25 protein-coding genes are annotated in these 26,945 nt (G+C 62.3%); 16 read left to right on the top strand and 9 right to left on the bottom strand.

The genetic code is table 11. The features are described from left to right. Positions 1-127: 127 nt before the first annotated feature. Complete coding sequence (locus Q1L59_RS11225) at positions 128-460, bottom strand: hypothetical protein (RefSeq protein ID WP_300332224.1); 333 nt, start codon at positions 458-460, stop codon at positions 128-130. 86 nt (positions 461-546) lie between these two features. After that, on the bottom strand, positions 547-1,452 hold the full coding sequence (locus Q1L59_RS11220) for a LysR family transcriptional regulator (protein WP_300332223.1): 906 nt from the start codon (positions 1,450-1,452) through the stop codon (positions 547-549). Between the two features lie 116 nt (positions 1,453-1,568). Between Q1L59_RS11220 and aceB the strand changes: the two genes are divergently transcribed. The 4 genes from aceB (at position 1,569) to Q1L59_RS11200 (ending at position 5,796) form a co-directional block, all read left to right on the top strand. Beyond that, positions 1,569-3,167: a malate synthase A gene (gene aceB, locus Q1L59_RS11215; RefSeq protein ID WP_300332221.1), complete on the top strand. Its 1,599-nt coding sequence runs from the start codon at positions 1,569-1,571 to the stop codon at positions 3,165-3,167. 351 nt (positions 3,168-3,518) lie between these two features. Then, positions 3,519-4,265 (top strand): TerC family protein, encoded by a 747-nt coding sequence (locus tag Q1L59_RS11210; protein ID WP_300332219.1) that lies wholly within the window; start codon positions 3,519-3,521, stop codon positions 4,263-4,265. Next, positions 4,262-4,690: a universal stress protein gene (locus tag Q1L59_RS11205; protein ID WP_300332217.1), complete on the top strand. Its 429-nt coding sequence runs from the start codon at positions 4,262-4,264 to the stop codon at positions 4,688-4,690. The genes Q1L59_RS11210 and Q1L59_RS11205 overlap by 4 nt, the downstream gene beginning before the upstream one ends. A 125-nt stretch (positions 4,691-4,815) precedes the next feature. After that, complete coding sequence (locus Q1L59_RS11200; protein ID WP_300332215.1) at positions 4,816-5,796, top strand: hypothetical protein; 981 nt, start codon at positions 4,816-4,818, stop codon at positions 5,794-5,796. Positions 5,797-5,896: 100 nt separating this feature from the next. Here the strand turns inward: Q1L59_RS11200 and hslU are convergent, their stop codons facing one another. The 3 genes from hslU to Q1L59_RS11185 are packed head-to-tail and all read right to left on the bottom strand — an operon-like array spanning position 5,897 to position 8,982. Continuing rightward, positions 5,897-7,231, bottom strand: a complete 1,335-nt coding sequence (gene hslU, locus Q1L59_RS11195) for an ATP-dependent protease ATPase subunit HslU (RefSeq protein ID WP_300332213.1) — start codon at positions 7,229-7,231, stop codon at positions 5,897-5,899. A gap of 2 nt (positions 7,232-7,233) precedes the next feature. Then, positions 7,234-7,770: an ATP-dependent protease subunit HslV gene (gene hslV / locus Q1L59_RS11190; RefSeq protein ID WP_300332212.1), complete on the bottom strand. Its 537-nt coding sequence runs from the start codon at positions 7,768-7,770 to the stop codon at positions 7,234-7,236. Positions 7,771-7,791: 21 nt separating this feature from the next. Next, entirely contained in the window at positions 7,792-8,982 is a 1,191-nt protein-coding gene (locus Q1L59_RS11185) for an STAS domain-containing protein (protein ID WP_300332209.1), read from the bottom strand. Between the two features lie 470 nt (positions 8,983-9,452). On the opposite strand from Q1L59_RS11185, the gene msrB reads away from it, so the two are divergent. Next, entirely contained in the window at positions 9,453-9,962 is a 510-nt protein-coding gene (gene msrB, locus Q1L59_RS11180; protein ID WP_300332207.1) for a peptide-methionine (R)-S-oxide reductase MsrB, read from the top strand. Further along, positions 9,959-10,663 (top strand): peptide-methionine (S)-S-oxide reductase MsrA, encoded by a 705-nt coding sequence (gene msrA / locus Q1L59_RS11175; protein WP_300332205.1) that lies wholly within the window; start codon positions 9,959-9,961, stop codon positions 10,661-10,663. The genes msrB and msrA overlap by 4 nt, the downstream gene beginning before the upstream one ends. On the opposite strand, the gene Q1L59_RS11170 is transcribed toward msrA, so the two are convergent. Further along, a complete protein-coding gene (locus tag Q1L59_RS11170; protein ID WP_300332203.1) occupies positions 10,617-11,807 on the bottom strand; it encodes a class I SAM-dependent rRNA methyltransferase in 1,191 nt (396 codons plus the stop codon). The genes msrA and Q1L59_RS11170 overlap by 47 nt on opposite strands. A 209-nt stretch (positions 11,808-12,016) precedes the next feature. Here Q1L59_RS11170 and Q1L59_RS11165 point away from each other — a divergent pair, with 209 nt between their 5' ends. Beyond that, positions 12,017-12,637, top strand: coding sequence for an SCO family protein (locus Q1L59_RS11165; RefSeq protein WP_300332201.1), 621 nt, complete (start codon positions 12,017-12,019; stop codon positions 12,635-12,637). A 178-nt stretch (positions 12,638-12,815) separates the two neighbouring features. Here the strand turns inward: Q1L59_RS11165 and Q1L59_RS11160 are convergent, their stop codons facing one another. After that, on the bottom strand, positions 12,816-13,469 hold the full coding sequence (locus Q1L59_RS11160; RefSeq protein WP_300332200.1) for a DUF47 family protein: 654 nt from the start codon (positions 13,467-13,469) through the stop codon (positions 12,816-12,818). A gap of 26 nt (positions 13,470-13,495) precedes the next feature. After that, on the bottom strand, positions 13,496-14,533 hold the full coding sequence (locus tag Q1L59_RS11155; protein WP_300332198.1) for an inorganic phosphate transporter: 1,038 nt from the start codon (positions 14,531-14,533) through the stop codon (positions 13,496-13,498). Between the two features lie 234 nt (positions 14,534-14,767). Between Q1L59_RS11155 and Q1L59_RS11150 the strand changes: the two genes are divergently transcribed. Next, positions 14,768-15,634 (top strand): neutral zinc metallopeptidase, encoded by an 867-nt coding sequence (locus Q1L59_RS11150; RefSeq protein ID WP_300332196.1) that lies wholly within the window; start codon positions 14,768-14,770, stop codon positions 15,632-15,634. Positions 15,635-15,653: 19 nt separating this feature from the next. Next, positions 15,654-16,508: a peptidoglycan DD-metalloendopeptidase family protein gene (locus tag Q1L59_RS11145; RefSeq protein ID WP_300332194.1), complete on the top strand. Its 855-nt coding sequence runs from the start codon at positions 15,654-15,656 to the stop codon at positions 16,506-16,508. 34 nt (positions 16,509-16,542) lie between these two features. On the opposite strand, the gene fur is transcribed toward Q1L59_RS11145, so the two are convergent. After that, positions 16,543-17,025, bottom strand: coding sequence for a ferric iron uptake transcriptional regulator (fur, locus tag Q1L59_RS11140; RefSeq protein WP_300332193.1), 483 nt, complete (start codon positions 17,023-17,025; stop codon positions 16,543-16,545). Positions 17,026-17,354: 329 nt separating this feature from the next. Here fur and Q1L59_RS11135 point away from each other — a divergent pair, with 329 nt between their 5' ends. From Q1L59_RS11135 to Q1L59_RS11105, 7 genes are all read left to right on the top strand, one after another. Continuing rightward, the gene (locus Q1L59_RS11135; protein ID WP_300332191.1) at positions 17,355-17,723 is read left to right on the top strand and encodes an outer membrane protein assembly factor BamE; all 369 of its coding nucleotides are present in this window, start codon (positions 17,355-17,357) and stop codon (positions 17,721-17,723) included. A gap of 2 nt (positions 17,724-17,725) precedes the next feature. Continuing rightward, a complete protein-coding gene (dapB, locus tag Q1L59_RS11130; protein ID WP_300332189.1) occupies positions 17,726-18,532 on the top strand; it encodes a 4-hydroxy-tetrahydrodipicolinate reductase in 807 nt (268 codons plus the stop codon). 36 nt (positions 18,533-18,568) lie between these two features. Then, positions 18,569-21,115 (top strand): response regulator, encoded by a 2,547-nt coding sequence (locus Q1L59_RS11125; RefSeq protein ID WP_300332187.1) that lies wholly within the window; start codon positions 18,569-18,571, stop codon positions 21,113-21,115. A 220-nt stretch (positions 21,116-21,335) separates the two neighbouring features. Further along, entirely contained in the window at positions 21,336-22,481 is a 1,146-nt protein-coding gene (carA, locus tag Q1L59_RS11120) for a glutamine-hydrolyzing carbamoyl-phosphate synthase small subunit (RefSeq protein WP_300332268.1), read from the top strand. Next, positions 22,474-25,680 carry a carbamoyl-phosphate synthase large subunit gene (gene carB / locus Q1L59_RS11115; RefSeq protein ID WP_300332185.1) on the top strand — a complete coding sequence of 1,069 codons (3,207 nt, stop codon included), beginning with the start codon at positions 22,474-22,476 and terminating at the stop codon, positions 25,678-25,680. The genes carA and carB overlap by 8 nt, the downstream gene beginning before the upstream one ends. 70 nt (positions 25,681-25,750) lie before the next feature. Beyond that, positions 25,751-26,227, top strand: coding sequence for a transcription elongation factor GreA (greA, locus tag Q1L59_RS11110; protein ID WP_300332183.1), 477 nt, complete (start codon positions 25,751-25,753; stop codon positions 26,225-26,227). Positions 26,228-26,333: 106 nt separating this feature from the next. Beyond that, positions 26,334-26,801: a DUF4149 domain-containing protein gene (locus Q1L59_RS11105; protein ID WP_300332182.1), complete on the top strand. Its 468-nt coding sequence runs from the start codon at positions 26,334-26,336 to the stop codon at positions 26,799-26,801. Positions 26,802-26,945: the final 144 nt, after the last annotated feature.

Genomic DNA, 26,945 nt, shown 5'->3' with positions numbered 1-26,945 from the left:
TCAACAATTCATGCCTGTAACAGCGCGAACGAAAGCTGACGCGGGTTCGCTGGCGAAACGCCGGGCGAGCCGGGACGAAGAGTCTCCAAAACACGGTGTCCTATCGCCTAAGGTGCTGGCGTAGGATTCAAGGATAGAAAATACAAATGGCCTTGCCAAAACCAGAAACAACACTGATGAGCTTCATGTTCACAACTACCCACCCCAGCGAACAACTGCCATGAATACAAAAGAGACCAAAGTGTGTGTCAAGTGCAAGCAGGAGAAATCTGTGCTTGATTTCCACAAGAACTCCCGCAGTTCCGACGGCCTCCACTCGTACTGCAAGGAGTGCAATCGAGCCCAGGCGCTCGCCCACATCCGCGCCGAGAAAGCCCGCAAAGCCTTGCTCCGTGCGGCCAGAAAAGCCAGCGCCATAGCCAAATGACCGTGCCGGCGGATAAAGCCAGACGCTGGGCAAGTGTTTGCCGACCGGCCAACGGCCAGTGGCTCGCCCCTGTCAGGCGGAATTTGGCACGCAAGGCGCCCGTTCGGGCGGGCTCTCGCCTACTTGCCACTCCCCCAGTACTCGGGCTTGCCGAAGATCGTCTTCAACTGATCGATGAACAGTCTCACCCGCAGCGGCAAGTGCCGGCGCTGCGGAAAAACAGCGTAGATGCCAACCGGCGGCGGCGCGTAGTCCTCTAGTAAAGCCACCAGACGACCGCTGTCGAGATCGTCTCCCACCTCCCAGATCGACCGCCAGGCGAGACCTCTTCCCGCCAGCACCCAGGCGTGCAGGACAGCACCGTCATTGCACTCGAAGCTTCCTGCGACCTTTTGATTCGTGACTTCTCCGCCGGGTGTCTGGCGCAAGGCCCAGCCCCGCTGCTGATCGAGCGCTAGGCAGTTGTGCGCCGACAGGTCAGCCGGGGTACGCGGCGCGCCATGCAGCTGCAGATACGCCGGGCTGGCGACGACCACCCGCTGCATCTCGCCGAGCTTGCTGCTCGCCAGGCTCGAATCCGGCATCTCGCCAATGCGTACCGCGCAATCGACGCCTTCGTTCAGCAGATCGACCAGGCGATCGGTGAGATCCAGACGAACGGTAATGCCCGGATTGGCCTGCATGAACAGGGCGACCTGCGGCGCCACATGGCGCCGCCCGAAACCCGCCGGCGCCGACACCTTCAGATGACCAGTGGCACGTACCCCGCCGAGCGAAACAGCCGCTTCAGCGCTCGCCAGGTCGTTGAGTATGCGTTGGCAGTCTTCGAGAAAGGCCTGCCCCTCGAAGGTCAACGAAAGCTTGCGCGTCGTGCGCAGCAGCAGTTTCACGCCCAGGCGCATCTCCAGCGCGTCGAGTCGGCGACCGATCACGGCCGGCGTCACCGCCTCCAGCTTTGCCGCAGCAGAGAGACTGCCGCGGGTTGCCGAATTGACGAACGCTTGAATCTGTTTCACCTGATCCACGCAGGCATTCTATACCAGAAGTAAAAAATACTTTGATTTTCTACGCCCTTCTCTTCCTTTGTGCGGTCCAATAGAATAGCCGTACAGTCCACCCCTCTACCGATAGGAGCCCACGCATGAGCCTCAACCTGCCCGCCGGAGTGCACGTCAACGCGCCGCTCAAGCCCGAATACGAAGCGATTCTGAGCCATGATGCGCTGGCTCTGGTCGCCAAACTGCACCGCGCCTTCGAAGCTCGCCGGCAGGAGCTCCTGCAGGCTCGCGTCGCCCGCCAGGCGCGCATCGATGCCGGCGAAATGCCCGACTTCCTGCCGGAAACGCAGGCCATCCGCGACGGCGACTGGCGCATCGCGCCGCTGCCGAAGGCATTGGAGCGGCGGCGAACCGAGATCACCGGCCCGGTCGAAGCGAAGATGATCATCAATGCCTTCAACTCGGGCGCCGACTCGTACATGACGGACTTCGAGGACTCGAACAGCCCGAAATGGGACAACCAGATTCAGGGGCAGATCAACCTCTATAAAGCCATCCGGCGACAGCTCTCATTCACCAACGAGGCAGGAAAGGAGTACTCGCTCAACCCGCAGATCGCGACCCTGCAGATTCGCCCGCGCGGTTGGCACCTTGACGAGAAGCACGTGACGATCGATGGGCAGCGCGTTTCTGGAGGCATCTTCGATTTCGCGCTCGTCTTCTTCCACAATGCGAAGGAGCAAATCGCGCGCGGTGCCGGACCCTATTTCTACCTGCCGAAGATGGAATCGCATCACGAGGCGCGCCTGTGGAACGACATCTTCATCATGGCGCAGGAACACATCGGCCTGCCGCGCGGTACGATCAAGGCCACCGTTCTCGTCGAAACGATTCTCGCCACCTTCGAGATGGAAGAGATCCTCTACGAGCTGCGTGAACATTCGGCCGGGCTGAACGCCGGGCGCTGGGACTACATTTTTTCCTGCATCAAGAAGTTCAAGAAGAACGCCGACTTCTGTTTGGCCAACCGGGGCGCCATCACGATGGAGGTACCTTTCATGCGTAGCTATGCGCTGCAGCTGGTCAAGGTCTGCCACAAACGCGGGGCACCGGCGATGGGTGGCATGAGCGCGCTGATCCCAATCAAGAACGACCCGGTGGCGAACGAGAAGGCACTCGCCGGAATCCGCCACGACAAGGCGCGCGACGCCAACGACGGTTTCGACGGTGGCTGGGTTGCCCATCCAGGCCTGGTCGAGATCGCCGCCGAAGAATTTCGCAAGGTCCTCGGCGACCGACCGAATCAGTGGGAGAAGCAGCGCGAGGAGACCTTCAGCGCGGCTGACTTCCTGAACTTCCAGCCGTCGCAGCCAATCACCGAGGCCGGTTTGCGCAACAACGTCAATGTCGGCATCCACTACCTGGGGAGCTGGCTTGCCGGCAACGGCTGCGTGCCGATCCACAATCTGATGGAAGACGCGGCGACGGCTGAAATTTCGCGCTCGCAGGTCTGGCAATGGGTCGTCTCGCCGAGAGGAATTCTCGACGATGGCCGCAAAGTGACCGCAGAGATGGTGCGCGCAATGATTCCCGAGGAACTCGACAAGGTGAAAGCAACGGTCAGCGCGCAGGGCGAGGAGACCGCCAGCTACGACCGGGCAGCAGTCATCTTCGACAAGATGTCGCTGACTCCGGACTACCCGGAGTTCCTGACCTTGCCGCTTTACGAAGCGATGGACTGAGGCCCCCGCCCAGGCGAAGGCGCCCGGCACGCGCTAGCCAGCAAGCCCGCAGGCTGGCTGGACAGCAAGCCTGGCGATGATCGGGCGGGCCCAGGCAGCGCATCGGGCGGCAGCGCTCAGCGACCGCTGCCCCATCACAAGGTGGCGCCGTCCTGCCCGGCGCCGCCCGTTTTCCCGCTCGGCCGGACGGCGCGAAGCCAGACGACAAAACGGCGGGCGGGCGGAATCTGTGCGAGAATCCGGGCTGGACGCTGCCGCTTGGCGGCGCCCTTCGTCCGCATTCAAAGTGCCGCCGACCACTCCTGAACAAGGAGTCGAACGGCCGGCACCCGCCTGAAAGACAGACGCGCCATGCCTGATTTCGCTTCAACGGCATTCTGGATCTCGGTCCTGCAAATTATCGCCATCGATATTCTGCTCGGCGGCGATAATGCCGTGGTCATCGCCCTGGCCTGCCGGCGGCTGCCCGAAAGACAGCGCAATCGCGGGATTTTCTGGGGTGTACTGGGCGCCATCGGGCTGCGCGTCGTCCTCATCTATTTTGCCCTGCAACTGCTCACCATCCCCTACCTGAAGATCGTCGGTGGCGTGCTGCTCTTCTGGATCGGCATCAAGCTGATTCAGCCGGAAAACGACGGCGAGGACGGGCACGGCGATGTCGCTGGGAGCACAACATTGATCGGCGCGATCAAGACAATCATCGTCGCCGACGCCGTGATGAGCATCGACAATGTGATTGCGGTCGCCGGCGCAGCGCACGGATCGATCGTCCTGGTCGTCTTCGGAATCGCGGTTTCCATACCGATTGTCGTTTGGGGCAGCAAACTCGTGCTGACGTTGATGGACCGCTTCCCGATCGTGATCACGGCCGGCGGCGCCTTACTCGGCTGGATCGGCGGCGGCATGCTGATCAGTGACCCGGGATTGCCGGCAACAGTGCGCGCGATCATTCCGCATTCTGCATACGCCGCATCGGCTCTTGGCGCGCTGCTTGTCGTCTTCGTTGGCAAGCGACTGGCGGGAAGAAGAAATCTCGGGCTGGTCGACCAGGATCCAGACCCGCTGAGGCAGCGAGAAAGCAAAGGAGACAAGACATGAGCGCAGTCTGGCTCGTCCCGGTCGACGGCTCGCCGGCAGCAGTTCACGCCGTTGAACATGTCATCCGACACGCGGTAGAAGACGCGGTCAGACCGCAGATTCATCTGGTTAACGTACAGGCGCCGCTACCGGCTGATGTGACCCGCTTTATCGATGACGGCGTGGTTCAGGACTATCACCGGGAGGCTGGCGACGCGGCACTACGGATCGCCCGTGCTCGCCTTGAGGCCGCTGGACTGATCTACTCCAGCCATGTGCTGGTCGGCGAAACGGCACCGAGTATCGCCGAGTACGCCAGGAGGCACGCTTGCACGCTGATCGTCATGGGCGCGCGCGGGCTTGGCGCGCTGGCCGGCGTGCTGCTCGGTTCAGTCACGGTCAGGGTCATCCATCTGACCGACCTGCCAGTGATGGTCGTCAAGTAGAGGTAAGCGTGCGCACTGGCAAGAGCTCCGCCACCTGGCCCGATCCCTGGCGATCGCCGCCTGCGCGCCACAAACCCTGTCTCGCAGCAAACCCCCCTTCTTCTGGTGAAAGGAGTGTTCTGCCCATGCCTGCAACGCGTTTTCCCGCCGGGATCGTGCCGTATCTCGCCACCTTCTTCATCTGCCTGCTACTCTCCACCGCCGCCTGGTCGCAATACGGTGGTGACCGCGGTCAATGGCAGATCCTGCAGGCACGCTATGGTACCGCCGAGCACAGCCTGGATGTAACACAACGACTGCGTGACCTGGCGCGTCAGGACACGACCTTCCGCGTCAGCAACAAGACGTTTCAGAACGACCCCGACCCGGGCGTTGTCAAGACGCTGCGCATCTACGCGCGCGGCCCGAGCGGCTCGACGCGAACGTTCGAGTATATCGAGGACGACATCGTCGACGGCAACCAGTTCACCAGTTGGAGCAGTGGCAACTGGGGCCAGGGCGGCTGGGAAGGCGGCTGGGGCAATGCGCCCGAAGACGACCATGGCGACCGCGGGCGCTGGCAAATCCTGCAGGCACGCTACGGTACCGGCTACCGCAATATGGACGTGACGCAGCAGCTCCGCGAGCTCGCCCGGCAGGACAATGCGTTCCGGGTCACCAACAAGCTCTTCGGCCGGGATCCGGATCCGGGTGTGGTCAAGACGCTACGCATTTATGCCCGCGGACCCAACGGCGCGACTCGTACGTTCGAATACGGCGAGGAACAGATGGTGGACGGCGCGCTGTTCACCGGCTGGAGCGGCGGCAACTGGGGCCAGGGCAACTGGAGTGGCGGCTGGGGTCACGACAGCGGTAGCGAAGCGCCGCCGGGCGGCGTCAGAATCGTCAGCGCTCAGTATGGCGAGGGGCACAACCGCCTAGACGTCACCTCGCGCCTGCGCTCGATGGTGCGCGATGGTCGAATCTCGATCCGGGTGGACAACCGCACGATGGGCTCCGATCCGGCCGTCGGCCGGCCGAAAATCCTCTGGGTGACGTACTACGTCGGGGGCCATGGGCAGCGTGAGGTCAAGGTCTATGAGAACGAACAGCTGATGCTGCCTTAGAGCGCGCAAGCGCCCGCCCTGGCCTTCCGCCGCACGCGCCAGACAACGGCGTGTTCGCGCAGTCGCGCGCCAAGCGGCGGAGGAGCGACTTCTCGCGAGGCTACAGGACGTAACGCGACAGGTCGTCGTTTCTGGCCAGATCAGCCAGGCGGTCGTCGACATACGCCGCGTCGATGGCAACGCTTGTCGTCGCAGCGGAACTGCCAGCGGAGAACGACAGTTCCTCAAGCAAGCGCTCCATCACCGTATACAGGCGGCGGGCGCCGATGTTTTCGGTTCGTTCGTTGACCGACCAGGCAATCTCGGCCAGACGCTTGATTCCGTCGGTAGCAAACTCCAGGCGCAAACCCTCAGTACTCAGCAGCGCCTCGTATTGTCGAGTCAAACAGGCATCGGTCTGGGTCAGAATGCGCTCGAAATCGGCAACCGACAATGAATCGAGCTCCACGCGTATCGGAAACCGCCCCTGCAACTCGGGAATCAAGTCCGAAGGCTTGGCCAGATGAAAAGCTCCACTGGCAATGAACAGAATGTGGTCGGTGCGAATCATGCCGTACTTGGTGGACACGGTCGTGCCCTCAACCAACGGCAGGAGATCCCGCTGTACACCCTGACGCGAGACGTCTACCCCGTGCGTATCGCTGCGTGATGCAATCTTGTCGATCTCGTCAAGAAAAACGATCCCGTTCTGTTCCACATTGCGCACAGATTCCAGCTTGACTTCTTCGTCGTTGACCAACCTTGCCGCTTCCTCATCGATCAGCAGCCGGCGTGCATCGGCAATCTTCAATTTGCGCGCCTTCTTCCGCCCGCTGCCCATGTTCTGGAACATGCCCTGAATCTGTGCGGTCAACTCCTCCATCCCGGGAGGCGCGAAGATTTCCGCCTGCATCGACGGAGCGGCGACATCGATCTCGATCTCCTTCTCGTCGAGTTCGCCTTCGCGCAACTTCTTGCGAAATTTCTGGCGCGTCGTCCCGTCCTCCGCCGCTTGCGCATCACTGAAAAAACTGCCCCGCGCGGTAGGCAGAAGTGCATCCAGAATGCGATCCTCGGCAGCGTCCTCGGCACGCCCACGAACGCCTTTCATTGCCCGCTCGCGGCCGGTCTTGACCGCGATCTCGACCAGATCCCGGATGATCGTCTCGACATCGCGGCCGACATAGCCGACCTCGGTAAACTTGGTCGCCTCGACCTTGATGAAAGGTGCACCCGCCAAACGCGCCAAGCGACGGGCGATCTCGGTCTTGCCAACGCCGGTCGGCCCAATCATCAGAATGTTCTTCGGCGTAATCTCCTGGCGCAACGGTTCACCCACCAGCGACCGCCGCCAGCGGTTGCGCAAGGCGATCGCTACTGCCTTCTTGGCCTTCGCCTGACCGACAATGTGTTTGTCGAGTTCGTGAACGATCTCCTGCGGGGTCATCGAAGACATGCTTAGTCCAGCGCCTCGAGCGTGAAGTTCTGATTTGTATAGATGCACAAATCGCCAGCGATCTGTAGCGACTTGCGGACGATTTCGAGTGGTTCGAGATCGCTGTTGTCGAGTAGCGCGCGCGCCGCCGCCTGCGCAAAAGCGCCGCCCGAACCGATGGCGACGATGCCGTGCTCGGGCTCGACGACATCACCATTGCCGGTGACGATCAAGGAATTCTCGCGGTCGGCCACCGCCAGCATGGCCTCGAGCCGGCGCAAGGCACGGTCGCTGCGCCAGTCCTTGGCCAATTCAACTGCGCAGCGCAGAAGATTGCCCTGGTGCTTGTCGAGCTTGGCCTCAAAACGCTCGAACAGGGTGAAAGCGTCGGCCGTCCCCCCGGCAAAACCCGCAAGGATACGCCCGTTATAGATTCGCCGCACCTTGCGCGCGCTCGCCTTGATCACAATATTGCCGAGGGTCACCTGCCCATCGCCCCCCATGGCAACGCGATTGCCGCGGCGCACGCACAAGATCGTCGTTCCGTGGTACTGCTCCATCGCCACCACCCGCTTTCTGGTCTAGTTTCTCGGCAGGACGATGTCCGCCACGTTCTTCAGCCCAACGACACGAAACAGTTCGGCCAGCAGGTAATTCGGATGGCGGAACACGACCTGACGCCCGGTTCGCTTGACGATCGTCAGCACATTGAGTAGCGCCCCGGCACTGAGAAAATCCATGCGAGTAACGGCGGCACAGTCGATCAGCACCGGATCGTTGGTCTTCGCGTAGGCCAGCAGATCGGAAAAACGCGCCGCTTTCAAATCGCCCCGGAGAAAGTAGGTCTCCTCTTGCAGGTGGTCGACGGGTGCGAGCACGAGCGGCGCAGGTCCCGGGTTGGCCACACGATCCGCTTCCCAGGACGGCGGCGAAATCTCGAAGGTCACTGCATAGTCGATGGCCAACTCCTCGAATGCCGCCAACTGGCCGCGCAACTGACAAATCTCCAGCTTCAGAAGCCAGCACCCTTTGTCGCTTGCCTGCCCAGCAACGATGCGGCGGTCAAGCAGCATGCCGACCTGGTCCCGTCCCAGCAGTTCGACCTGGCGCTTGCTTCGCCGCGCCTTCAGCAACAGATCCAGCAGCCGCTCGCAACCGGCGCCGTCGACCCCGCGGACGTTCGACAGGTCAAGACGAACATGCGGATTCCGTTCGACCGCGACGCGCACGGCATCGAAAGCCGCAACGTTGTCGGCCACGAGATCGCCCTTGAAGAGAACCGTCGGCATCGCAGGCGAAGATACCGAGCTTACCGCGGCGTCCCGCCAAATCGGTGGCGACTTTTCGAAGAACTCGGCATACTCGACCTCAAGCGCCTCAAACGGAGCCTTTTGACCGCTCAACCGGTAAAGGTCGAACAACATCAACCACAAACGCTCGCCCTTGGCCGAGCGGTAGCTCCGCGTCGACTGCTCGAGCAAAGCGCGCACGGCGCTGTCCTGCCCGTTGGCATACAGCATCGCCGCTTCTTCAGCCTCGGCGTCTACCGGATCAACCTCCGCCTCGATCTGAAACTCGGGCGCCGTCTCGCTGAACTCGAACGCACTCGGTTCAGCCGCCTTGCTCTCGCTGGCGATCGCCGACGGATACGTCAGATCCGAACCAACGAGCTCGGACGATGGGCTGATCGGTCCGTTTCCGACCAAAGGAGCAACCGTGCCAAGGCGCTGGTCCTCCTTCGGGCGCGGAATGGCGGCCGGCCGGCTGATCATCTTTCTCTCCGGCGGTTTCTGCTTCTTGAAGAACGAAAAGACCATGGGCGATAAAAACTGCAGATGATTGAGCGATAAACTTGACTTGTAACACATCGTCGAACCCACTGCAATTTCCAACTTGGCGGTTTCATGCATTCTGTCACATGCGCCTGTGTTGACCTTCTGCAAGCCGGCTGCCGGCCGCCCAGCTCGCACCAGATCTACCGCGCTCGCCCGCCGTAAGCGACGATCGCAGCCGACTGAACTTCGTCTGAGACAACGGCAAACGGCTCATGGAGGTCGACGCCGCCTGAGCAAACCAGCGTGTCCAGTCTGCCGGCCGCGTAAGTTTTTCTGCCTGGCGTACGACCAACGAGCAGATCAACGTTTGCTGCGAACGAGTGTCCTACACCGAGGTCTCTGCCCAGTCTGCCTACCCGCCACGTACTTGCCATATGCCTGTCATTTGCTTTCCCGAGGAGAAGATCATGAACCGTCGTCAAACGCTCAAGTGGCTCGGCTGCCTCTCAGCTTTCGTCCTGCCGGCGGCCCCGGGTAGCGGTGGGGCAGCCAGCGGGGCTTCCCGTCCACTGCAGAAAACGAAGAGCGAATGGGCCGCGTTGCTACCGCTTGCCGCCTACCGAGTGCTGTTTGAGGACGACACAGAGCGCGCAGGCAGCAGTCCACTGAACGACGAAAAGCGTGCTGGCACCTTCATTTGTGCCGCCTGTTTCCAGCCGCTGTTCGACAGCGCCATGAAGTACGACAGCGGAACCGGCTGGCCGAGCTTCTGGCAAGCCTTGCCAGGAGCGATCGCGACGAAGACCGACTTCAAGCTGATCTATCCGCGTACCGAGTACCACTGCGCACGTTGTAGCGGGCATCAGGGACACGTCTTCAACGACGGCCCCAAGCCGACCGGAAAGCGTTACTGCAACAACGGCGTAGCGCTGCAGTTCATTCCCAGCGGCGAGCCACTGCCGCCCCTGCGCACATGAAGCCAGCGCTGCTCGCCAGCTTGCTGATTTGCGGCCTGCTCGGCTGCGCACCCAAGCCGGCCGAGCACCCCGCCGGCAGCGCCAGCGAAGGAAAGACAGCGATTTTCGCCGGCGGCTGCTTTTGGTGCCTGGAAGCAGACTTCGAGCAACTGCCGGGGGTGATCGCTGCCGAATCCGGTTACACCGGCGGCTACCTGGCCAATCCGAGCTATGCGCTGGTTGGGCTAGGGATTACCGGCCACACCGAAGCCGTACGCGTTACCTACGACCCGCAACGCCTGAGCTACGCCCAACTGCTCGATCATTTCTGGCGTCACATCGATCCGACGGTTGCTGACCGACAGTTTTGCGACATCGGCAGCCAGTACCGCAGCGGAATCTACTGGCAAGACGAAAACGAAAAGCAGTTGGCCGAGGCTTCGCGCGATGCATTGCTGGCGAGCGGCCGTCTGCCGCGCATCGTCACCGAGATTCGCCCGGCGTCGCGCTTCTTCCGGGCCGAGGAATACCACCAGGACTACTACCGGAAGAACCCGCTCCGTTACGCCTACTACCGCTATGCTTGCGGACGCGACGCACGCGTGCAGGAAATCTGGGGCGACGACCAAGCATCGACGCGCTGGTCGGAGACCACCGACAGTCCGGCCACGGAGCCTACTCGACCTGGCAGAGCAGACCCTTCAAGTATTCCCCCTCGCTGAAACTGAGCGCTACCGGATGGTCGGCCGGCGCGCTGAGACGACGCAGAACGCGCGCCTCGCGCCCAGCGGCGAGCGCTGCTTCGCTGACGATCTGTCTGAACAACTCGCTATTGATCCCGCCCGAGCACGAATAGGTCATCAGCAAGCCGCGCGGATTCAGCAGCCTGAAAGCGAAGACGTTGATATCGCGGTAGGCGCGTGCGGCACGTTCTGCGTGCAAAGCTGAGGGAGCGAACTTCGGTGGGTCGAGAATGATGAGGTCGAAGCGCCGGTCGGCGTTCTTCAGCCCGCGCAACTCGGCAAAGACATCGGCTTCGCGCCACTCCGCCCGCTCGGCCGGAAGTTGAGGATTGAGCGCCAGGTTTTCTCTAGCCATGGCCAGAGCCGGACCTGAAGAGTCGATCGAAAGCACCGAACTTGCCCCACCCGACAGCGCCTGCAGCGAGAAGCCGCCGGTATAGCAGAAGCAGTTGAGCGTCGTTCGTCCACCCGCCAGTTGCCGGGTCAGCCGGCGATTGTCGCGTTGGTCGAGATAGAATCCTGTCTTGTGACCGTTGACCACGTCAACTTGCATGCGCACGCCGTGCTCGGAGATATGCGGCATTTCCTCAGGCGCGCTGCCAAGAATCCAACCGCTGACCGGAGCGAGCCCTTCCAGGCGGCGCACGTCCGAGTCGGATCGCTCGTAGATGCGCTGGCACCCGGTCGCCTGGCGCAACGCGCCGACGATCGCTTGCCGCCATTTATCGGAACCGGCCGCGGTCAACTGGATAACCACCGTGTCGCCATAGCAATCGGCAATCAGCCCCGGCAGACCATCCGACTCGCCATGAATCAGGCGCAGGCCTTGCTCCTCGCGCAAGTCCGGGATGGCTCGGCGACGCTCGACACAAGCGTGTACGCGACGCTTGAAGAAGGCATCGTCAACGCTTTCCTCCGAGTCGAAGGTCCACACGCGAGCGCGAATCTTCGACTGCGGACTCCACGCAGCCCGAGCCAGCGGCCGCCCGCTGGCGGCAAGCACCTCGACCGTATCGCCAGACCGGGCGCGGCCGCTCAGACGATCGACCGCGCCAGCAAAAATCCACGGGTGGTGAAGGGCGAGCGAGCGGTCCTTGCCCGGCAGGAGAATAAGTTGGGCCATGACGAGGAATCGACTACCGGCAGTCCGCTGCCGGGACACGAGTGAAGCGAAGCGCGCAGTCTACACCACAACTCCGCGGCCGCCGCTTGGCAGTCGGCCATCGCGGCCGGACGCCTGGCGACTGGCATTCTTGAGCCCGATCAACGAAGGCAGGCGCGAACTCCGCAATAATTTGCCACTCCACCCTCGCACGAGCCATCGGACCTGGCATGTACCACTTTCCCAATCACCTGATTCGCGCTGGTCTGCTGGCCCTGCTGATCGGCGCTGCGACACCACCGACCGCCCTCGCCGACAACGACGGCGATCCCGCGCCAGCCGCTGCAGCGACGCCGCTCAGCGGTCGCTACCTGCTGATGGACACCAATGGCCGCGCGGTCAGCAACGAGGACTTCCGCGGGCGCTGGCAACTCCTGTCCTTCGGCTACACCTTCTGCCCGGACATCTGCCCGACGACACTGGCACAGATGGCGGTCGTGCTGAACGCTCTCGGCCAGGACGCCGAACGACTACAGGCCTTGTTCGTCACCGTCGACCCGGAGCGCGATACCGCAAGCGTCCTGCGAGCCTACGTTGCGTTCTTTGACCCACGCATTGGCGGTCTGACCGGCTCGCCCGCGCTCGTCGGGAAAGCCGCCGAGAGCTTTCGGGTGCGCTTCGAGAAGGTGCGGCAAGCTGGCGCCGCCCCCGACGAGTATTCGGTCGACCACACGACCGGAATGTACCTGCTTGGCCCCGACGGGCGCTACCTGCGCAAATTCACGTACGGTACGCCACCGACCGAAATCGCAGCGCAAATCCGCGACTACCTGAAGTCGCCAGCACGCTGACCTGGCTGGCGCATACCGCCAAAATGGGCGCGGCGCGCCATCCCGGTGGAAGGCGCGCCGCACACCCGAGCGACGACGGCAAAGTCAGCTCAGCGCAAAACGGGCTCAGCAACTTTCATCGCGCGCTTGCCAACGCCGCCGCGAATGCTCGCGCTGCGGCTTTGGCTATCGCGTGTCATCAGCAAAGCTTGACGACGATGTTGTCGAGCGAGTGCGCTGCGTCGGACACGCGGTCGGCGGCGTTCGACAGATGGCGATAGGTTTCCCGCCGTTTGAACATGTTCAGGTAGTCGTCGCCCTGGAAGAGATCGGCAATGGCTCTCCGGTAAGCCTTTTCAACCGTTCTCTCCGCCTTACGCGCCGCCGCCGCGTCGCCGCCAGCAGCAGCCGGGTCGGTCGATAGGCGGGCAAAGCCGCGCGCCAGCGCCTCAGCCCCCTCGCGCAGGTGCAAAGCCATTTCCAGACTGTGCTTGTCGGGCGCAAGGCCGAGAACGTCCATCTCGACCACGGTCGACTTGCAGTAATTGACGATGTCGTCGAGCGTCATGATCGCGCTGTGAATATCCTCGCGGTCGATCGGGGTCGAGAAAGCCTCGCTCAGCACGTTCAGATTGCTTGCCTTGACGCGGTCGGCCTCGTGCTCGTCGGCACGCACCTGCTGGCTGACCGTCGGGTCGGCCGTTTCCATGAACTCGACCAGCAGGCGGGTGGTTTCCGCGGCGTTCGCGCTCTGCTGGGCAAGCATGCCGAAGAAGTCGGCAACCGTCGGGAAAACGCGTTCGTACAGGCGACGAAAGATCGGCGTGTTGTCTTTGGTTTGGTTATCGTCCATAGTTATCTCCTGAGGTGGGTTTTGGTCTAGCCGATGACGACTTTGGCTATGGCATAGATGACGATTGCAGTAATCGCCGAGGCCGGAATGGTATAGAGCCAGGTTTTGCCGATGTCTTTCGCCTTCTTCCAGCGCACCGCCCGCGGCCGCTCCGAGTAGCCGATACCCATGATCGAGGTGGCCACGACGTGCGTCGTCGACACCGGCGCACCCAGATAGGACGCCGAGAGGATCAGGATGGCCGAGGTCAGTTGCGAGTCGAAGGCGTGCAGCGGACGAACGCGGTAGATGGCAAAACCGAGCGTGCGGACGATCCTCCAGCCACCGGACAGGATGCCCAGCGTGATGGCTATCGCGCACGCGAGCATGACCCAGAACGGCACTTCGAATTTCGGAATGAAGCCGCCCAGGAGAAGCACCAGGGTCAGCATGCCCATGCTCTTCTGCGCGTCGTTGGCGCCGTGCGAGAACGCCAGGCCGGCTGCGGTGACGAACTGCAAGCGGCGCAGCGTCGTGTTCGCCGTTGGCCGGGCGCCCGCAAGCATCCGGCGACCGATCCGGTGAATGGCAAAGCCGACCCAGAAACCGAGCAAAGGCGAAACGAAGAGCGAAACGAGAACCTTCATCACGCCAAGCAGCTTGCCTTGTTGCATCAGCGGGTCCCAACCCCAGATGACGTACTGCGAACCCACCGCGGCGACCACCGCACCAGCCAGGCCACCGACCAGGGCATGCGATGAGGACGATGGAATACCCAGCCACCAGGTCGCCAGGTTCCAGACGATCGCCCCGAGCAGGCCGCAGAAGAGGATCAGCACGGCGAGCTGCTTGTCAATGGTTGATAAGTCGACGAACTTGCCGATGGTATTGGCTACCGCCGTACCGCCGAGCAAAGGACCGAGAAACTCGAAGACGCCGACGACGACGACCGCCTGCACCGGAGTCATGGCGCGCGAAGCAATCACCGTCGCCACGATGTTTGCCGCGTCGTGAAAGCCGTTGGTGTAGTCGAAAAACAATACAATGACCACAGTGGCTACGGCCAACCAATAGAGAGTATCCATATGCCCCCTTCCTGTGTAAGGGCCTCGACAGCCCCTTCTTGTAAAAAGTGCGCGGATTATGCACGAAAATCAGACTTTGTGCACATTCAGCCGGTGGTGACCACACACAGCACCGGATTGGGGCGACAATTCATGCGTCCTCGCTAGTTGGCGCCGCGTGAGGACGAACTGGGTTCTGTTAAGTTAAGATTGGCGCTCATCGACAAGGGTCGTAAGGCGCTGAAAGGATGAAGAATGCGTTTGGATGATCAGGAGCAAAGCCAGAACGTCGAGGACCGACGGGGGGGCGGCGGCGGTATCAGCGTGGGGCGCGGCAGCGTCGGCATTGGCACCTTGGTCATTGCCCTCGCCGCCGGCTATTTCTTCGGGATCGATCCGTCGGTGATTCTCGGCCTGGCGTCAAATGCCCCCAGTTCCACGACGCAAGGTCGCCCGGCGACGCGACCGCCGGCCAACGACGAGATGGGTGTCTTCGTCGCGAAAGTGCTCGGCAGCACCGAAAGCACCTGGCAAGCGGTCTTTGCCGAAGCGGGAAAGCGCTACCAGGAACCCCGACTGGTGCTGTTCAGCGGGGCAACACCGACCGCCTGCGGCACCGGGCAGTCGGCCATGGGACCTTTCTATTGTCCATCAGATCAGAAGGTCTATATCGACCTCTCGTTCTACCGTGACCTGCGCGAGCGTTTTCACGCGCCGGGCGAATTCGCGCAGGCTTACGTGATTGCACACGAAGTCGGCCACCACGTGCAGAACCTGCTCGGCATTTCCGAAAAGGTCCACCGGGCGCAGCAGCGCAGTGGCAACCAGGCCGCCGCCAACGCGCTGTCGGTGCGGCTGGAACTGCAGGCTGACTGCTTTGCCGGCGTCTGGGGACACCGGGCGGACAGCATGAAAAAGATCCTCGAACCCGGTGAAGCCGAACAGGCGCTGACCGCCGCCTCGGCCATTGGCGACGACCGCCTGCAGCGGCAAACGCGCGGCCAGATCGTCCCGGAATCCTTCACGCACGGTTCGTCCGAGCAGCGTGTTCGCTGGTTCAAGCGCGGCATGGAAAGCGGCGATGTGCGTCAGTGCGACACCTTCTCGACCGCGGCACTGTAACACTTCTGCCGTGTTGACAATGCGCTCACACGCGGCGTTGCTCGCTCCTCTGATCATCCTGGCGCAGATTCTGACGGCTCCTGCAGCAGCCGCGCTGCCCCGGGCCGCCAGCGTGCCGGGAGGTGTCGCGCTGGTTGCGCTCGGGCCGCTCGCGCCCGGCATTCCGCAACCGCGCGCGTGGCTCGGCGAACAAGCGGTTCTGGTTGCCGCTGACCATGGCCAATGGGTTGCGATCGTCGGTCTGGCGCTTGACACGCCAGTCGCCACACACGAGTTGCGCGTCGTCGAAGCCAGCGGAGAAGCGCGCAGCGTGCATTTTCCGGTGGTCGGCAAGCGCTATCCGGAACAGCGCATCACGCTCAAGGACACGCGCAAGGTAGACTTGTCGGCCAGCGACCTGGCGCGCGTCGAAGGTGAGATGAAGACCATCCAGGCACTCAAACAGCATTGGCGCGCGACCCCGGAGACCGATACTGACTTTGTTCTGCCCGCCGAGGGACGGCTTACCGGCCGGTTTGGCGTGCGCCGCTACTTCAACGGCGAAGCGCGTTCGCCACATGCTGGTTTCGATATCGCCGTTCCCACCGGATCGCCGGTGAAGGCCAACGCGCGTGGCACCGTGCTCGCGATCGGCGATTTCTTCTTCAACGGCAAGACCGTTCTTGTCGACCACGGCAACGGCCTGCTCAGCATGTACTGTCACCTCGATCGGATCGACGTAGCACCCGGCGACCCGGTCGAAAAAAATCAGGTGGTCGCGCGTTCCGGCATGACCGGTCGCGCCACCGGTCCGCATCTGCACTGGAGCGTGATCCTGAACGGTGCGATGGTTGATCCCTGGTTATTCGTCTCGCCAAACGTGCGGACACCGTGAATCGGCGAGGGCCGACAGCGCTCGCCTAAGGCTTTCATGGTGGGTCCTGGCGATCGCTGCCAAACGAGCGTAGGCGCGGCGTTTGCGCACCTTGTACGCGATACGGACAATCGGTCTTGCTACATTCGGCGAAAAGATGCAGCGCATGGGCACGAATGCGAAAACCACGCTCGCTGGCAACCTTCGCCTGTCGGCACTCGATCTCGTCGTCATAGAACTCCTCGACCCGGCCGCAGTCGATACAAACGAGATGGTCGTGATGCTCGCCTGCGCTCAACTCGAAAACCGCCTTTCCAGATTCGAAATAGTGGCGGTCAAGCAGCCCGGCATGTTCGAACTGGGTAAGGACGCGGTAGACGGTAGCCAGGCCCACGTCGAGGTTTTCTGCCAGCAACAGCCGGTACACGTCGTCCGCCGACAGGTGGCGAACCTCACTCTTCTCAAACAGAGCAAGGATCTTGAGGCGCGGCAATGTGGCTTTCAACCCGATGGTCTTGAGGTTCTCGGAACTGCTCATCGGCTTGCCTTGAGGGACTGACAATAAAGAAAAGGTTTTCGGTTATGATATACCTCCAGCAGCTGGCATGCGGTGCAGGCGCGTGAAAACGCCGCCTTGCGACCTGCACGCGAGCCAAGTCAGGCGAGCGCTCGGCCAGCAGCCGACCTGGCAACCGAGCGCGTTTGTCATGCAGATTCAGAACCTAGCCCAGGCTTTCGCCCGATTTGAACAAGGTGATTCTTTTGCGACTTGCTAGTGCGGCCCTCATTGCTGGTCTGCTCGCAGGGTGCTCGTCAGTCCCGCGTATCGTCACCGAGTACCGCATCGATGTCCAGCAGGGCAATGTCTTGACTCAAGAAATGGTCTCGCAGTTGCGCCCCGGTCTGAGCAAGGATCAGGTGCGCTTCATTCTGGGCACGCCGATTCTGATGGACATTTTCCACGGTAGTCGCTGGGACTATGTCTACTGGCTGAAGCGGGGGGCGAGCGGCGCGGTCGAGCAACGTCGCCTCTCCGCCTTTTTCGACGGCGAGGGAAAGTTGGCTCGCGTCACCGGTGATGTCGCGGCGGCCGAAACGAGCGGGCAACTGCTTCTGGTCGAGAGCCGCAATCGGGAGCTCGACCTCGGTAGCCTGGATGCGGACGGTCTGACCAGCACACAGCAATCCGACGGGAAGGGTTTTTTCGGGAAGATCATGGACTTTTTTGGGCTCTAGCAATGAATGCGTTGAGAATTGCCGTTGCCGGTGCCGGCGGTCGCATGGGACGAATGCTGATTGAGGCGACGCTGGGCGACGCGGGTGCGACCCTGGTTGCCGCCGTCGATTGCACCGATTCGCCCGCGCTTGGTCGAAACGTCGGCGAAATGGTCGGACTGCCGTCGAGCGTCGTCGTGGGCAGTGATGCTGAAGCGGCGATTGCCCAGGCGGATTGCCTGATTGACTTCACCCGCCCCGAAGGTACGCTGCAGCACCTCGCTTTCTGCCGCCGGCATGGCGTGGCCATGGTCATCGGAACGACCGGTTTTGATGGCGCAGGCAAGCAGGCAATCAGCAGCGCAGCGAGCGACATTCCGATTGTTTTTGCGCCGAACATGAGTGTCGGCGTCAATGTCGTGCTGAAACTCCTCGAAACGGCAGCGCGCATCATGCACGAGGGCTATGACATAGAGATAGTCGAGGCGCACCATCGGCATAAGGTGGATGCGCCGTCGGGAACAGCTCTGCGCATGGGCGAAGTAATTGCCCGCGCACTCGGACGCGAGCTCGGACAGTGTGCTGTTTACGGCCGAGAAGGCGTGACCGGCGAGCGTTCGCCAAACTCGATCGGCTTCGCCACCGTCCGTGGCGGTGACATTGTCGGCGACCACAATGCCATGTTCTGCGGCCTCGGGGAGCGCGTCGAGATTGGCCACAAGGCGAGCAGCCGTTTGCCCTACGCACTCGGAAGTCTGCGCGCAGCGCGCTTTCTTGCCGGCCGGAAGGAGGGTCTGTTCGATATGCAGGATGTGCTCGGTCTGCGCTGAAACCTGGCGCGCCGGCTGAGCGCACCGGCGTAAGCGATGAAAGCCCATCACCTTGCCCGACAGTTGGTCGGCGTGCTCGGCGATGACCCGGAGAATGCGCTCGTGCAGTTGATGCGCTCGCTGGCCGCGCACGATGCACAGGCCGCCGCGCGCCTTACGCGTGTGCTCGAAGCGGCCGACGACCTGCTCACCCGCTATGCGCGCTTGCGCACCGTGCAGGCCGATCTGTCGGGCGATGCGTTCTCCGACTGGCATCTGGACAGCGGGCGCATCGAGTCGGGACGCCGTTGGAAGAAGCTGCTCGCCTTCTCCGAAGGCGAGATCCCCGACACCATCGTCGCCTGGCGCAGCCTGGCTCACCCAGAAGACCTCAGACGCTTCGATGCAGCGGTCGCCGCCCATAACCAGAACGCCTCCGCGATCTTCCAGACAACGTGCCGCCTGCGGACCAAGAGCACTGCCTGGAAATGGCTGCTGGTCAAAGGACGCATCGCTGCGCGCAATGAACGCGGCGAGCCCTCGCGGCTGCTCATCCTGCAACGCGACATTACCGATTTCAAGCAGGCCGAGGAGGCGGCGCTGGTCGCCAAGGAATCGGCCGAAGCAGCGAACCGCGCACGCGGCACCTTCCTCGCCAACATGAGCCACGAGATTCGAACACCGATGAACGGAATCATCGGCATGACCGACCTGGCGCTCGACACCCGCCTCGATCCCGAACAGCGACACTATCTGAAGACGGTCAAGTCGTCCGCGGAATCGCTGCTTGCGATCGTCAACGACATTCTCGACTTCTCGAAAATCGAAGCCGGCAAGCTGCATTTCGAGGAGGTTCCATTTTCCCTGCCCAGCCTGGTTTTCGAGGTCGCGCGCGCGCAGGCGGTGACCGCGCACCGCAAGGGTCTCGAACTGATCGTGACGCTGGCGTCAAACCTTCCACCGAGAGCGATCGGCGATCCGGCACGCCTGCGCCAGGTGCTCGCCAATCTGGTCGGCAATGCAATCAAGTTCACACAGGCAGGTGACATCCAGGTTTCCGCCACGCTTGACAGCAGCGCAGCGACCTCTGCCGTTCTCCGCTTCACTGTGCGTGACACCGGTATCGGCATTCCGCTGGCCCGGCAGAGTGCCATCTTTGATGCGTTTTCTCAGGCTGACGACTCGACTACCCGGCGTTTCGGCGGCACCGGACTAGGTCTGACGATCTGTACGCATCTTGTCCAGTTGATGGGCGGCCGTCTCTGGCTGGACAGCGTCGAAGGACAAGGCTCAAGCTTCTATTTCACCTGTCGGGTCGGCGTCGAACCGGCGACGGCCAACCCTCGCCGCATCGAGCGCTACCGCGGTCAACGCGCCTTGCTGCTCGTCGGGCACCCGATCGTTGCCCAGCAGTTGGCCGATGTCCTGCAAGAGATCGGCATCGCAGCATCGGTCGTCGGCGACCCACCGGCCGCACCGGCGGCAATCGAGCAGGCACGGGCAGGCGTGCAAGCTTACGATTATGTCCTCGTCGACGCCTCGATGCGCGCACCCGCTGGCCTGACGCTCACCGAAGCGTGGCGAGGCGGTTCATGTCGCGAAAAGCTGATCGTCCTGTTGACGACCGAGCAGCAACGCCAGGATCTCGAGCGTCTACGCCACCTGTCGGGGGTCACCCATCTGGTCAAGCCGATCGCGCCCGAGGATCTGATCGCGGCGCTACAACTGGTTGCCGGTGCAGGCGATAGCCAAGCTATCCTTGCCCCGTTCGACTTCGACGCGCACCTGGTGGACGAGCAACCGCGCAGCCTCGAGGTCCTGCTCGTCGAAGACAATCCGGTCAACCAGGAACTGGCGCGCCGCTTGCTCGAGAAACGCGGCTACCGGATCACCTTGGCCAACAACGGCGAAGAGGCGGTCGAGTACTTCGAGCAGAAAAAATTCGATCTCATCCTGATGGACATGCAGATGCCGGTGATGGGCGGGATCGAGGCGACGGAGTCGATTCGCGCCCGTGAAATGAGGCGCAGTTGGGTCATTTCCGATCAGTTCACCTCGGTCTGCATCATCGCGATGACCGCCAACGCAATGGAAGGCGACCGCGACCGCTGCCTGCGCGCCGGAATGAACGACTATGTTGCCAAACCCATCAAGGCGCAGGAGCTCTACGCGGCGATCGATCGCTCGCTCGGCCGGGACAGCAGCCAAGGGCCAACACTCGCTCCACCCGAAAGCTTGCTCTCCGCCACTTCGCTCGACCTTGGGGCGGCTGCCCGCGATCTGGGCGACAACGATCTACTGCTCACCATGGCCCGCATGCTGCTTGCCGAGTGGGACCAGCATCTGGCGCGCATCCGCTCCCACCTGCGCGCCAAGGATGCGGCGCAACTCTCGCTGGCAGCGCATACCCTGAAGAGCCTTCTCGCCATGTTCCACGCTGAGAAAGCAAGACGGTTTGCTCTCGATCTCGAACGGAGCGCAAAGCCACTCGACGGCCAGGTCGACTGGCCCCGCTGTGAGCACCTCGGCGGCATCCTGAGCCAGGAGATGAGTCGCCTGAAACCCGAAATCGAGCGCTTCGTACGCGGCGCCATGGCCGCCTAGGAGCCGACACCCGTGTGCGCCCAGACAGTCTCATGCCCAGCCAGCGCACCCACGTCGGCCAGGGCAAAGTGTCCAACAGGACGCCCTGCTCGGGTATAATCGGCCAGCTTGCCACGACCCGAGCGGGAGGACCATGCGGTCTTCCCGCTTTTCTTGTGTGTCCACAAAATCGGGCAGGCAAGGCATTCAATCGCGGTATCGACAGGAGTCTTGCGTGTCCTTGTTACCCACACTTGCGCCTGCTCTTCTTGCCTTGGCCGATGGCACGGTATTCCAGGGCCAGTCGCTTGGGGCGGAAGGCAATACCAGTGGTGAGGTTGTCTTCAACACAGCGATGACCGGCTATCAGGAGATCCTTACTGATCCCTCGTACTGCCGCCAGATCGTCACCCTCACCTATCCGCACATTGGCAATGTCGGTTGCAATGCGGAAGACTTCGAATCACGCGCCAACTACGCGGCTGGCCTGATCATTCGCGACCTGCCGGTACGCGCCGCCAACTGGCGCATGCAGCAGACGCTACCGGCTTACCTGCAGGCGCACGGCCTGGTCGCGATCGCCGGAATCGATACACGCAGGTTGACGCGAATTCTGCGCGAGCGCGGTGCGCAAGCAGGCTGCATCATGGCCGGCGAGCTCGATGCGCAGCGGGCGATCGAGCAGGCGCGCGCCTTTCCCGGACTTGCCGGAATGGATCTCGCCAAGGTCGTCAGTGTGGCGGCGCCTTACGAGTGGAGCGAAGCTGAATGGGCGCTCGGTGATGGTTACCGTCCGCCGCCGCCAGCACAGAAGCATGTCGTCGCCTACGATTTCGGCGTCAAGCACAACATCCTGCGCATGTTGGCTGCACGCGGGTGTCGGGTAACTGTCGTGCCGGCGCGGACTTCGGCAGCCGAAGCCCTCGCCTACCGGCCGGATGGCGTCTTTCTCTCGAATGGCCCGGGTGACCCGGAACCTTGTGACTACGCGATCGCTGCGATTCGCCAGATTCTTGCCGAGCGTGTTCCGGTCTTCGGAATCTGCCTCGGCCACCAGTTGCTGGCGCTCGCTTCCGGCGCAAGCACGGTCAAGATGAAGTTTGGCCACCATGGCGCCAACCACCCGGTCAAGGATCTGCACAGCGGGCAGGTCCTGATCACCAGCCAGAACCACGGCTTTGCGGTCGACAGCCAGACGCTGCCAGACACGCTCGTGCCGACCCACGTTTCGCTGTTCGACGGATCGTTGCAGGGAATCGCGCGTACCGACGTGCCGGCATTTTCGTTTCAGGGGCATCCGGAAGCCAGCCCCGGACCGCACGACATCGCGCAGCTGTTCGACCGCTTCGTCAAGATGATGCAAGACCACAGGGCACCACATGCCTAAGCGTACAGACATCCAGAGCATTCTGATCATCGGCGCAGGACCGATCGTCATCGGCCAGGCCTGCGAGTTCGATTATTCCGGGGCACAGGCGTGCAAAGCGCTGCGTGAGGAAGGGTATCGCGTCATCCTGGTCAACTCGAACCCGGCGACGATCATGACCGATCCGGAAATGGCGCATGTCACGTATATCGAGCCGATCACCTGGAAGGTGGTGGAGAAGATCATCGCGCGCGAGCGCCCGGACGCGCTTCTGCCGACGATGGGCGGCCAGACGGCACTCAATTGTGCGCTCGACCTCGCCCGACACGGCGTACTCGAGCGCTACGGCGTCGAAATGATCGGCGCCACACGCGAAGCCATAGACAAAGCAGAAGACAGAGAAAAATTCAAGGCGGCGATGACGCGCATCGGCCTGCATTCGGCGCGCTCGGCAGTCGCTCACTCGATGGAGGAGGCGCTGCAAGTCCAGGCGATGATCGGCTACCCGGCGATCATCCGCCCCTCGTTCACCATGGGTGGATCGGGCGGCGGAATTGCCTACAATCAGGAAGAGTTCGTCGACATCTGCCGGCGCGGTCTGGAAGCCAGCCCAACCAGCGAACTGCTGATCGAGGAATCGCTGATCGGCTGGAAAGAGTTCGAGATGGAGGTCGTCCGCGACCGGAACGACAACTGCATCATCGTCTGCTCGATCGAGAATCTCGACCCGATGGGCGTGCACACCGGCGATTCGATTACCGTCGCGCCCGCGCAAACGCTGACCGACAAGGAATACCAGATCATGCGCAACGCGGCCATCGCCGTGCTGCGCGAGATCGGCGTCGATACCGGCGGCTCGAATGTGCAGTTCGCCATTTCGCCAACTGACGGGCGGATGATCGTCATCGAAATGAACCCGCGCGTTTCGCGCTCGTCTGCCCTGGCTTCGAAAGCAACGGGATTTCCGATTGCCAAGGTCGCTGCCAAGCTCGCGGTGGGTCATACGCTCGACGAGCTGGCGAACGACATTACCGGCGGTCGGACGCCCGCCTCTTTCGAACCGTCGATCGACTATGTAGTGACCAAGATTCCGCGTTTTGCCTTCGAGAAATTCCCCGAGGCCGATGCGCGCTTGACCACGCAGATGAAATCGGTCGGCGAAGTGATGGCCATAGGGAGAACTTTTCAGGAATCGCTGCAGAAGGCACTGCGCGGTCTCGAGGTCGGCTCTGACGGTTTCGATGAACGCAGCGTGGACCGCGAAGAAATCGAAACCGTGCTCAGCGAGGCGCGTCCGGAACGTATCTGGTACATTGCCGACGCCTTCCGGATCGGCCTCTCGCTGGCCGAGATTCATCGTCTGACGGCAATCGATCCCTGGTTCCTGGCCCAGATCGAGGACCTGCACGGCAAGGCCGAAGCTCTGCGCGGCAGATCCCTGGAATCGCTCACGCAGGACGAGCTCCGCTGCATGAAGCGAGCCGGGTTCTCCGACAAGCGTCTCGCCACCCTGCTGCAGACGACACAGCATGCCGTGCGCGCACACCGCCATCGGCTAGGCGTTCGCCCGGTCTACAAGCGGGTCGACACCTGCGCTGCCGAATTCGCCACGGATACGGCCTATCTCTATTCGACCTACGAAGAAGAGTGCGAAGCGCGTCCGAGCGAGCGCCAGAAGATCATGGTGCTCGGGGGTGGCCCGAACCGGATCGGCCAAGGGATCGAGTTCGACTACTGTTGCGTGCATGCTGCGCTCGCGTTGCGCGAAGACGGCTATGAGACGATCATGGTCAATTGCAATCCGGAGACCGTGTCGACCGACTACGATACCTCGGATCGCTTGTATTTCGAGCCATTGACGCTCGAGGATGTGCTGGAGATCGTCGCGGTCGAAAAACCGGCCGGAGTGATCGTTCAGTTCGGCGGACAAACCCCGCTCAAGCTGGCACGCGACCTGGAGGCCAGCGGCGTGCCGATCATCGGCACCAGCCCCGACATGATCGACGCTGCAGAAGATCGCGAGCGCTTCCAGCAGCTGCTGCACGAACTGGGCTTGCGCCAACCGGCGAACCGCACCGCGCGCACCGAGGACGACGCGCTGCGCTTGGCTGGCGAAATTGGCTACCCGCTGGTCGTCCGCCCGTCGTACGTACTCGGCGGACGGGCGATGGAGATCGTGCACGACGCACGCGACCTGCAGCGCTACATGCGCGAAGCGGTCAAGGTGTCGAACGATTCGCCAGTTCTTCTCGACCGTTTCCTGAACGACGCCAGCGAGGTCGACGTCGATGCGCTTTGCGATGGTGAGCAGGTGCTCATCGGCGGAGTCATGGAACATATCGAGCAGGCGGGCGTCCATTCCGGCGATTCGGCGTGCTCGCTGCCGCCCTACACCCTATCGCCCGACTTGCAGGATGAATTGCGTCGACAGACGCGCCTGATGGCGAAGGGACTGAACGTCTGCGGTCTGATGAACGTGCAGTTCGCGATCCAGAACGGCGTCGTTTTCGTTCTGGAAGTGAACCCGCGGGCTTCGCGCACGGTGCCTTTCGTCTCCAAGGCGACCGGCCTGCCGCTGGCCAAGATCGCCGCTCGCTGCATGGTCGGCCAGTCGCTGGCCAGCCAGGGCGTCACGCATGAAGTGATTCCTGACTATTTCTCGGTCAAGGAGGCCGTGTTCCCGTTCATCAAGTTCCGTGGCGTCGATACGATCCTGGGCCCGGAGATGAAATCGACTGGCGAGGTAATGGGTGTCGGCATGAGCTTTTCCGAAGCTTTCGTCAAGAGCCAGATGGGCGCCAGTGTTCGCTTGCCGAGTTCTGGCCAGGTATTCATCAGTGTCAAGGAATCGGACAAAGCGAAAGCCGTCGATATCGCGCGCGACCTGCAGGCGGCTGGCTTCTCGCTGCTCGCCACGCGCGGAACGGCAGTGGCCATCGCCGCTGCGGGAATCGCCGTCACACCGGTCAACAAGGTCACCGAAGGCCGGCCGCACGTGGTCGACATGATCAAGAACAACGAGATTGTCCTGATCATCAACACCGTCGACGAAAAACGCAAGGCGATCAGCGACTCACGTTCAATCCGCACGTCCGGACTGGCCGCCCGCGTGACCATCTACACGACGATCTGGGGCGCCGAAGCGGCCGCCGCCGGGATAAGGAACCGCGGCGACCTCGTCGTCTATCCGATCCAGGATCTGCACGCGCAACTCGCTTGATCAACCTCAACCCTGTCCAGGGCCGAGCGTACCCACGGGCACATCGGCTCTGCTGCTGGCGAAGAACGATATGAACAAGATTCCTCTGACCGTCAACGGCGCCGAGCGGCTGCGCGCCGAACTGCACCACCTGAAGACCGTCGAGCGACCCCGGGCAATTTCCGCGATCGCCGAGGCGCGCTCGCACGGCGACCTGTCGGAGAACGCCGAATACGACGCCGCCAAGGAAAGGCAAGGCTTCATCGAGGGACGCATCAAGGAAGTCGAAAGCAAGCTGGCGAACGCACAAATCATCGATCCGAAGTTGCTCGACGCGGATGGTCGCTGTGTTTTCGGCGCAACGCTCGACCTGGAGGATCAGGATTCGGGAGCACGCGTCAGCTACCAGATCGTTGGCGAGGACGAAGCCGACATCAAGGCCGGCAAGATCTCGGTCAATTCACCGATCGCCCGCGCGCTGATCGGCAAGTTCGCTGGCGACATCGCCGAGGTGCAGGCACCGGGCGGAATTCGCGAGTACGAAGTGATCGACGTACGCTATGAATGAGGTGTCCGTCGACCGCCAGCTGGCGAGGCGTCTCGACAAGGTGAACGGCAAGCGCCCGCACGGCCGCCGCTCCCTTTTCCGCGTTGGCTGACCAAGGCTAGACGCGATGCGCCGCTTGGCAGCCGCTCTTTACGAAGTGGCGCTGACCTTCTGGGTCGGTGGTCTCTGGGCGATCGGCTATCTCGCCGCGCCAACGCTCTTCGCGACCCTCGCACATGATCGTCCGCTAGCCGGTGCATTGGCCGGCCGGCTGTTCGAACTGATGGGCTGGGTCGGCCTTGCCTGTGGCAGCTACCTGCTGCTTTTCAGCTTGCTGCGCTTCGGTGCAATAAGCTTCAAGCGCTGGAACTTCTGGCTGATTCTGCTGATGTTGCTGCTCACCGCAGTCAGCCTTTTCGGCATTCAACCGCTGCTCGCCCAGATCAAGGCCGATGCCCTGCCGCGCGAGGTGATGGAAAGCGTTCTGCGCAATCGTTTTGCCACATGGCACGGCGTATCCAGCATCCTCTACCTTGTCCAGAGCGTGCTCGGCCTTCTCCTGGTCGGCAGCACGCTACGCGGCGGCGCCCGCTAGACCGAGCACGCGTGGCGCCAGCCTGAGAGGCTGTGAAAAAATCCCGAGCCTACCCTCCGGGAACGTGGGACGCAGGGTATAATGACAATGTCAACTACGGACGGTTTCTGGCGATGACTGAATCTCTTTTTCGCGAGGAAGAAG

The organism is Accumulibacter sp., from assembly GCF_029255125.1.
Taxonomy (GTDB): domain Bacteria; phylum Pseudomonadota; class Gammaproteobacteria; order Burkholderiales; family Rhodocyclaceae; genus Accumulibacter.
Note: the sequence above shows the minus strand (reverse complement) of the source record. Positions and strands in the feature narration are given on the sequence as shown.

Coding starts and splice junctions, on each gene's coding strand:
- aceB (WP_300332221.1), top strand. CDS start 1,569: ATGAGCCTCAACCTGCCCGCCGGAGTGCACGTCAACGCGCCGCTCAAG.
- Q1L59_RS11210 (WP_300332219.1), top strand. CDS start 3,519: ATGCCTGATTTCGCTTCAACGGCATTCTGGATCTCGGTCCTGCAAATT.
- Q1L59_RS11205 (WP_300332217.1), top strand. CDS start 4,262: ATGAGCGCAGTCTGGCTCGTCCCGGTCGACGGCTCGCCGGCAGCAGTT.
- Q1L59_RS11200 (WP_300332215.1), top strand. CDS start 4,816: ATGCCTGCAACGCGTTTTCCCGCCGGGATCGTGCCGTATCTCGCCACC.
- hslU (WP_300332213.1), bottom strand. CDS start 7,231: ATGTCTTCGATGACCCCGCAGGAGATCGTTCACGAACTCGACAAACAC.
- hslV (WP_300332212.1), bottom strand. CDS start 7,770: ATGGAGCAGTACCACGGAACGACGATCTTGTGCGTGCGCCGCGGCAAT.
- Q1L59_RS11185 (WP_300332209.1), bottom strand. CDS start 8,982: ATGATCAGCCGGCCGGCCGCCATTCCGCGCCCGAAGGAGGACCAGCGC.
- msrB (WP_300332207.1), top strand. CDS start 9,453: ATGAACCGTCGTCAAACGCTCAAGTGGCTCGGCTGCCTCTCAGCTTTC.
- msrA (WP_300332205.1), top strand. CDS start 9,959: ATGAAGCCAGCGCTGCTCGCCAGCTTGCTGATTTGCGGCCTGCTCGGC.
- Q1L59_RS11170 (WP_300332203.1), bottom strand. CDS start 11,807: ATGGCCCAACTTATTCTCCTGCCGGGCAAGGACCGCTCGCTCGCCCTT.
- Q1L59_RS11165 (WP_300332201.1), top strand. CDS start 12,017: ATGTACCACTTTCCCAATCACCTGATTCGCGCTGGTCTGCTGGCCCTG.
- Q1L59_RS11160 (WP_300332200.1), bottom strand. CDS start 13,469: ATGGACGATAACCAAACCAAAGACAACACGCCGATCTTTCGTCGCCTG.
- Q1L59_RS11155 (WP_300332198.1), bottom strand. CDS start 14,533: ATGGATACTCTCTATTGGTTGGCCGTAGCCACTGTGGTCATTGTATTG.
- Q1L59_RS11150 (WP_300332196.1), top strand. CDS start 14,768: ATGCGTTTGGATGATCAGGAGCAAAGCCAGAACGTCGAGGACCGACGG.
- Q1L59_RS11145 (WP_300332194.1), top strand. CDS start 15,654: ATGCGCTCACACGCGGCGTTGCTCGCTCCTCTGATCATCCTGGCGCAG.
- fur (WP_300332193.1), bottom strand. CDS start 17,025: ATGAGCAGTTCCGAGAACCTCAAGACCATCGGGTTGAAAGCCACATTG.
- dapB (WP_300332189.1), top strand. CDS start 17,726: ATGAATGCGTTGAGAATTGCCGTTGCCGGTGCCGGCGGTCGCATGGGA.
- Q1L59_RS11125 (WP_300332187.1), top strand. CDS start 18,569: ATGAAAGCCCATCACCTTGCCCGACAGTTGGTCGGCGTGCTCGGCGAT.
- carB (WP_300332185.1), top strand. CDS start 22,474: ATGCCTAAGCGTACAGACATCCAGAGCATTCTGATCATCGGCGCAGGA.
- greA (WP_300332183.1), top strand. CDS start 25,751: ATGAACAAGATTCCTCTGACCGTCAACGGCGCCGAGCGGCTGCGCGCC.
- Q1L59_RS11105 (WP_300332182.1), top strand. CDS start 26,334: ATGCGCCGCTTGGCAGCCGCTCTTTACGAAGTGGCGCTGACCTTCTGG.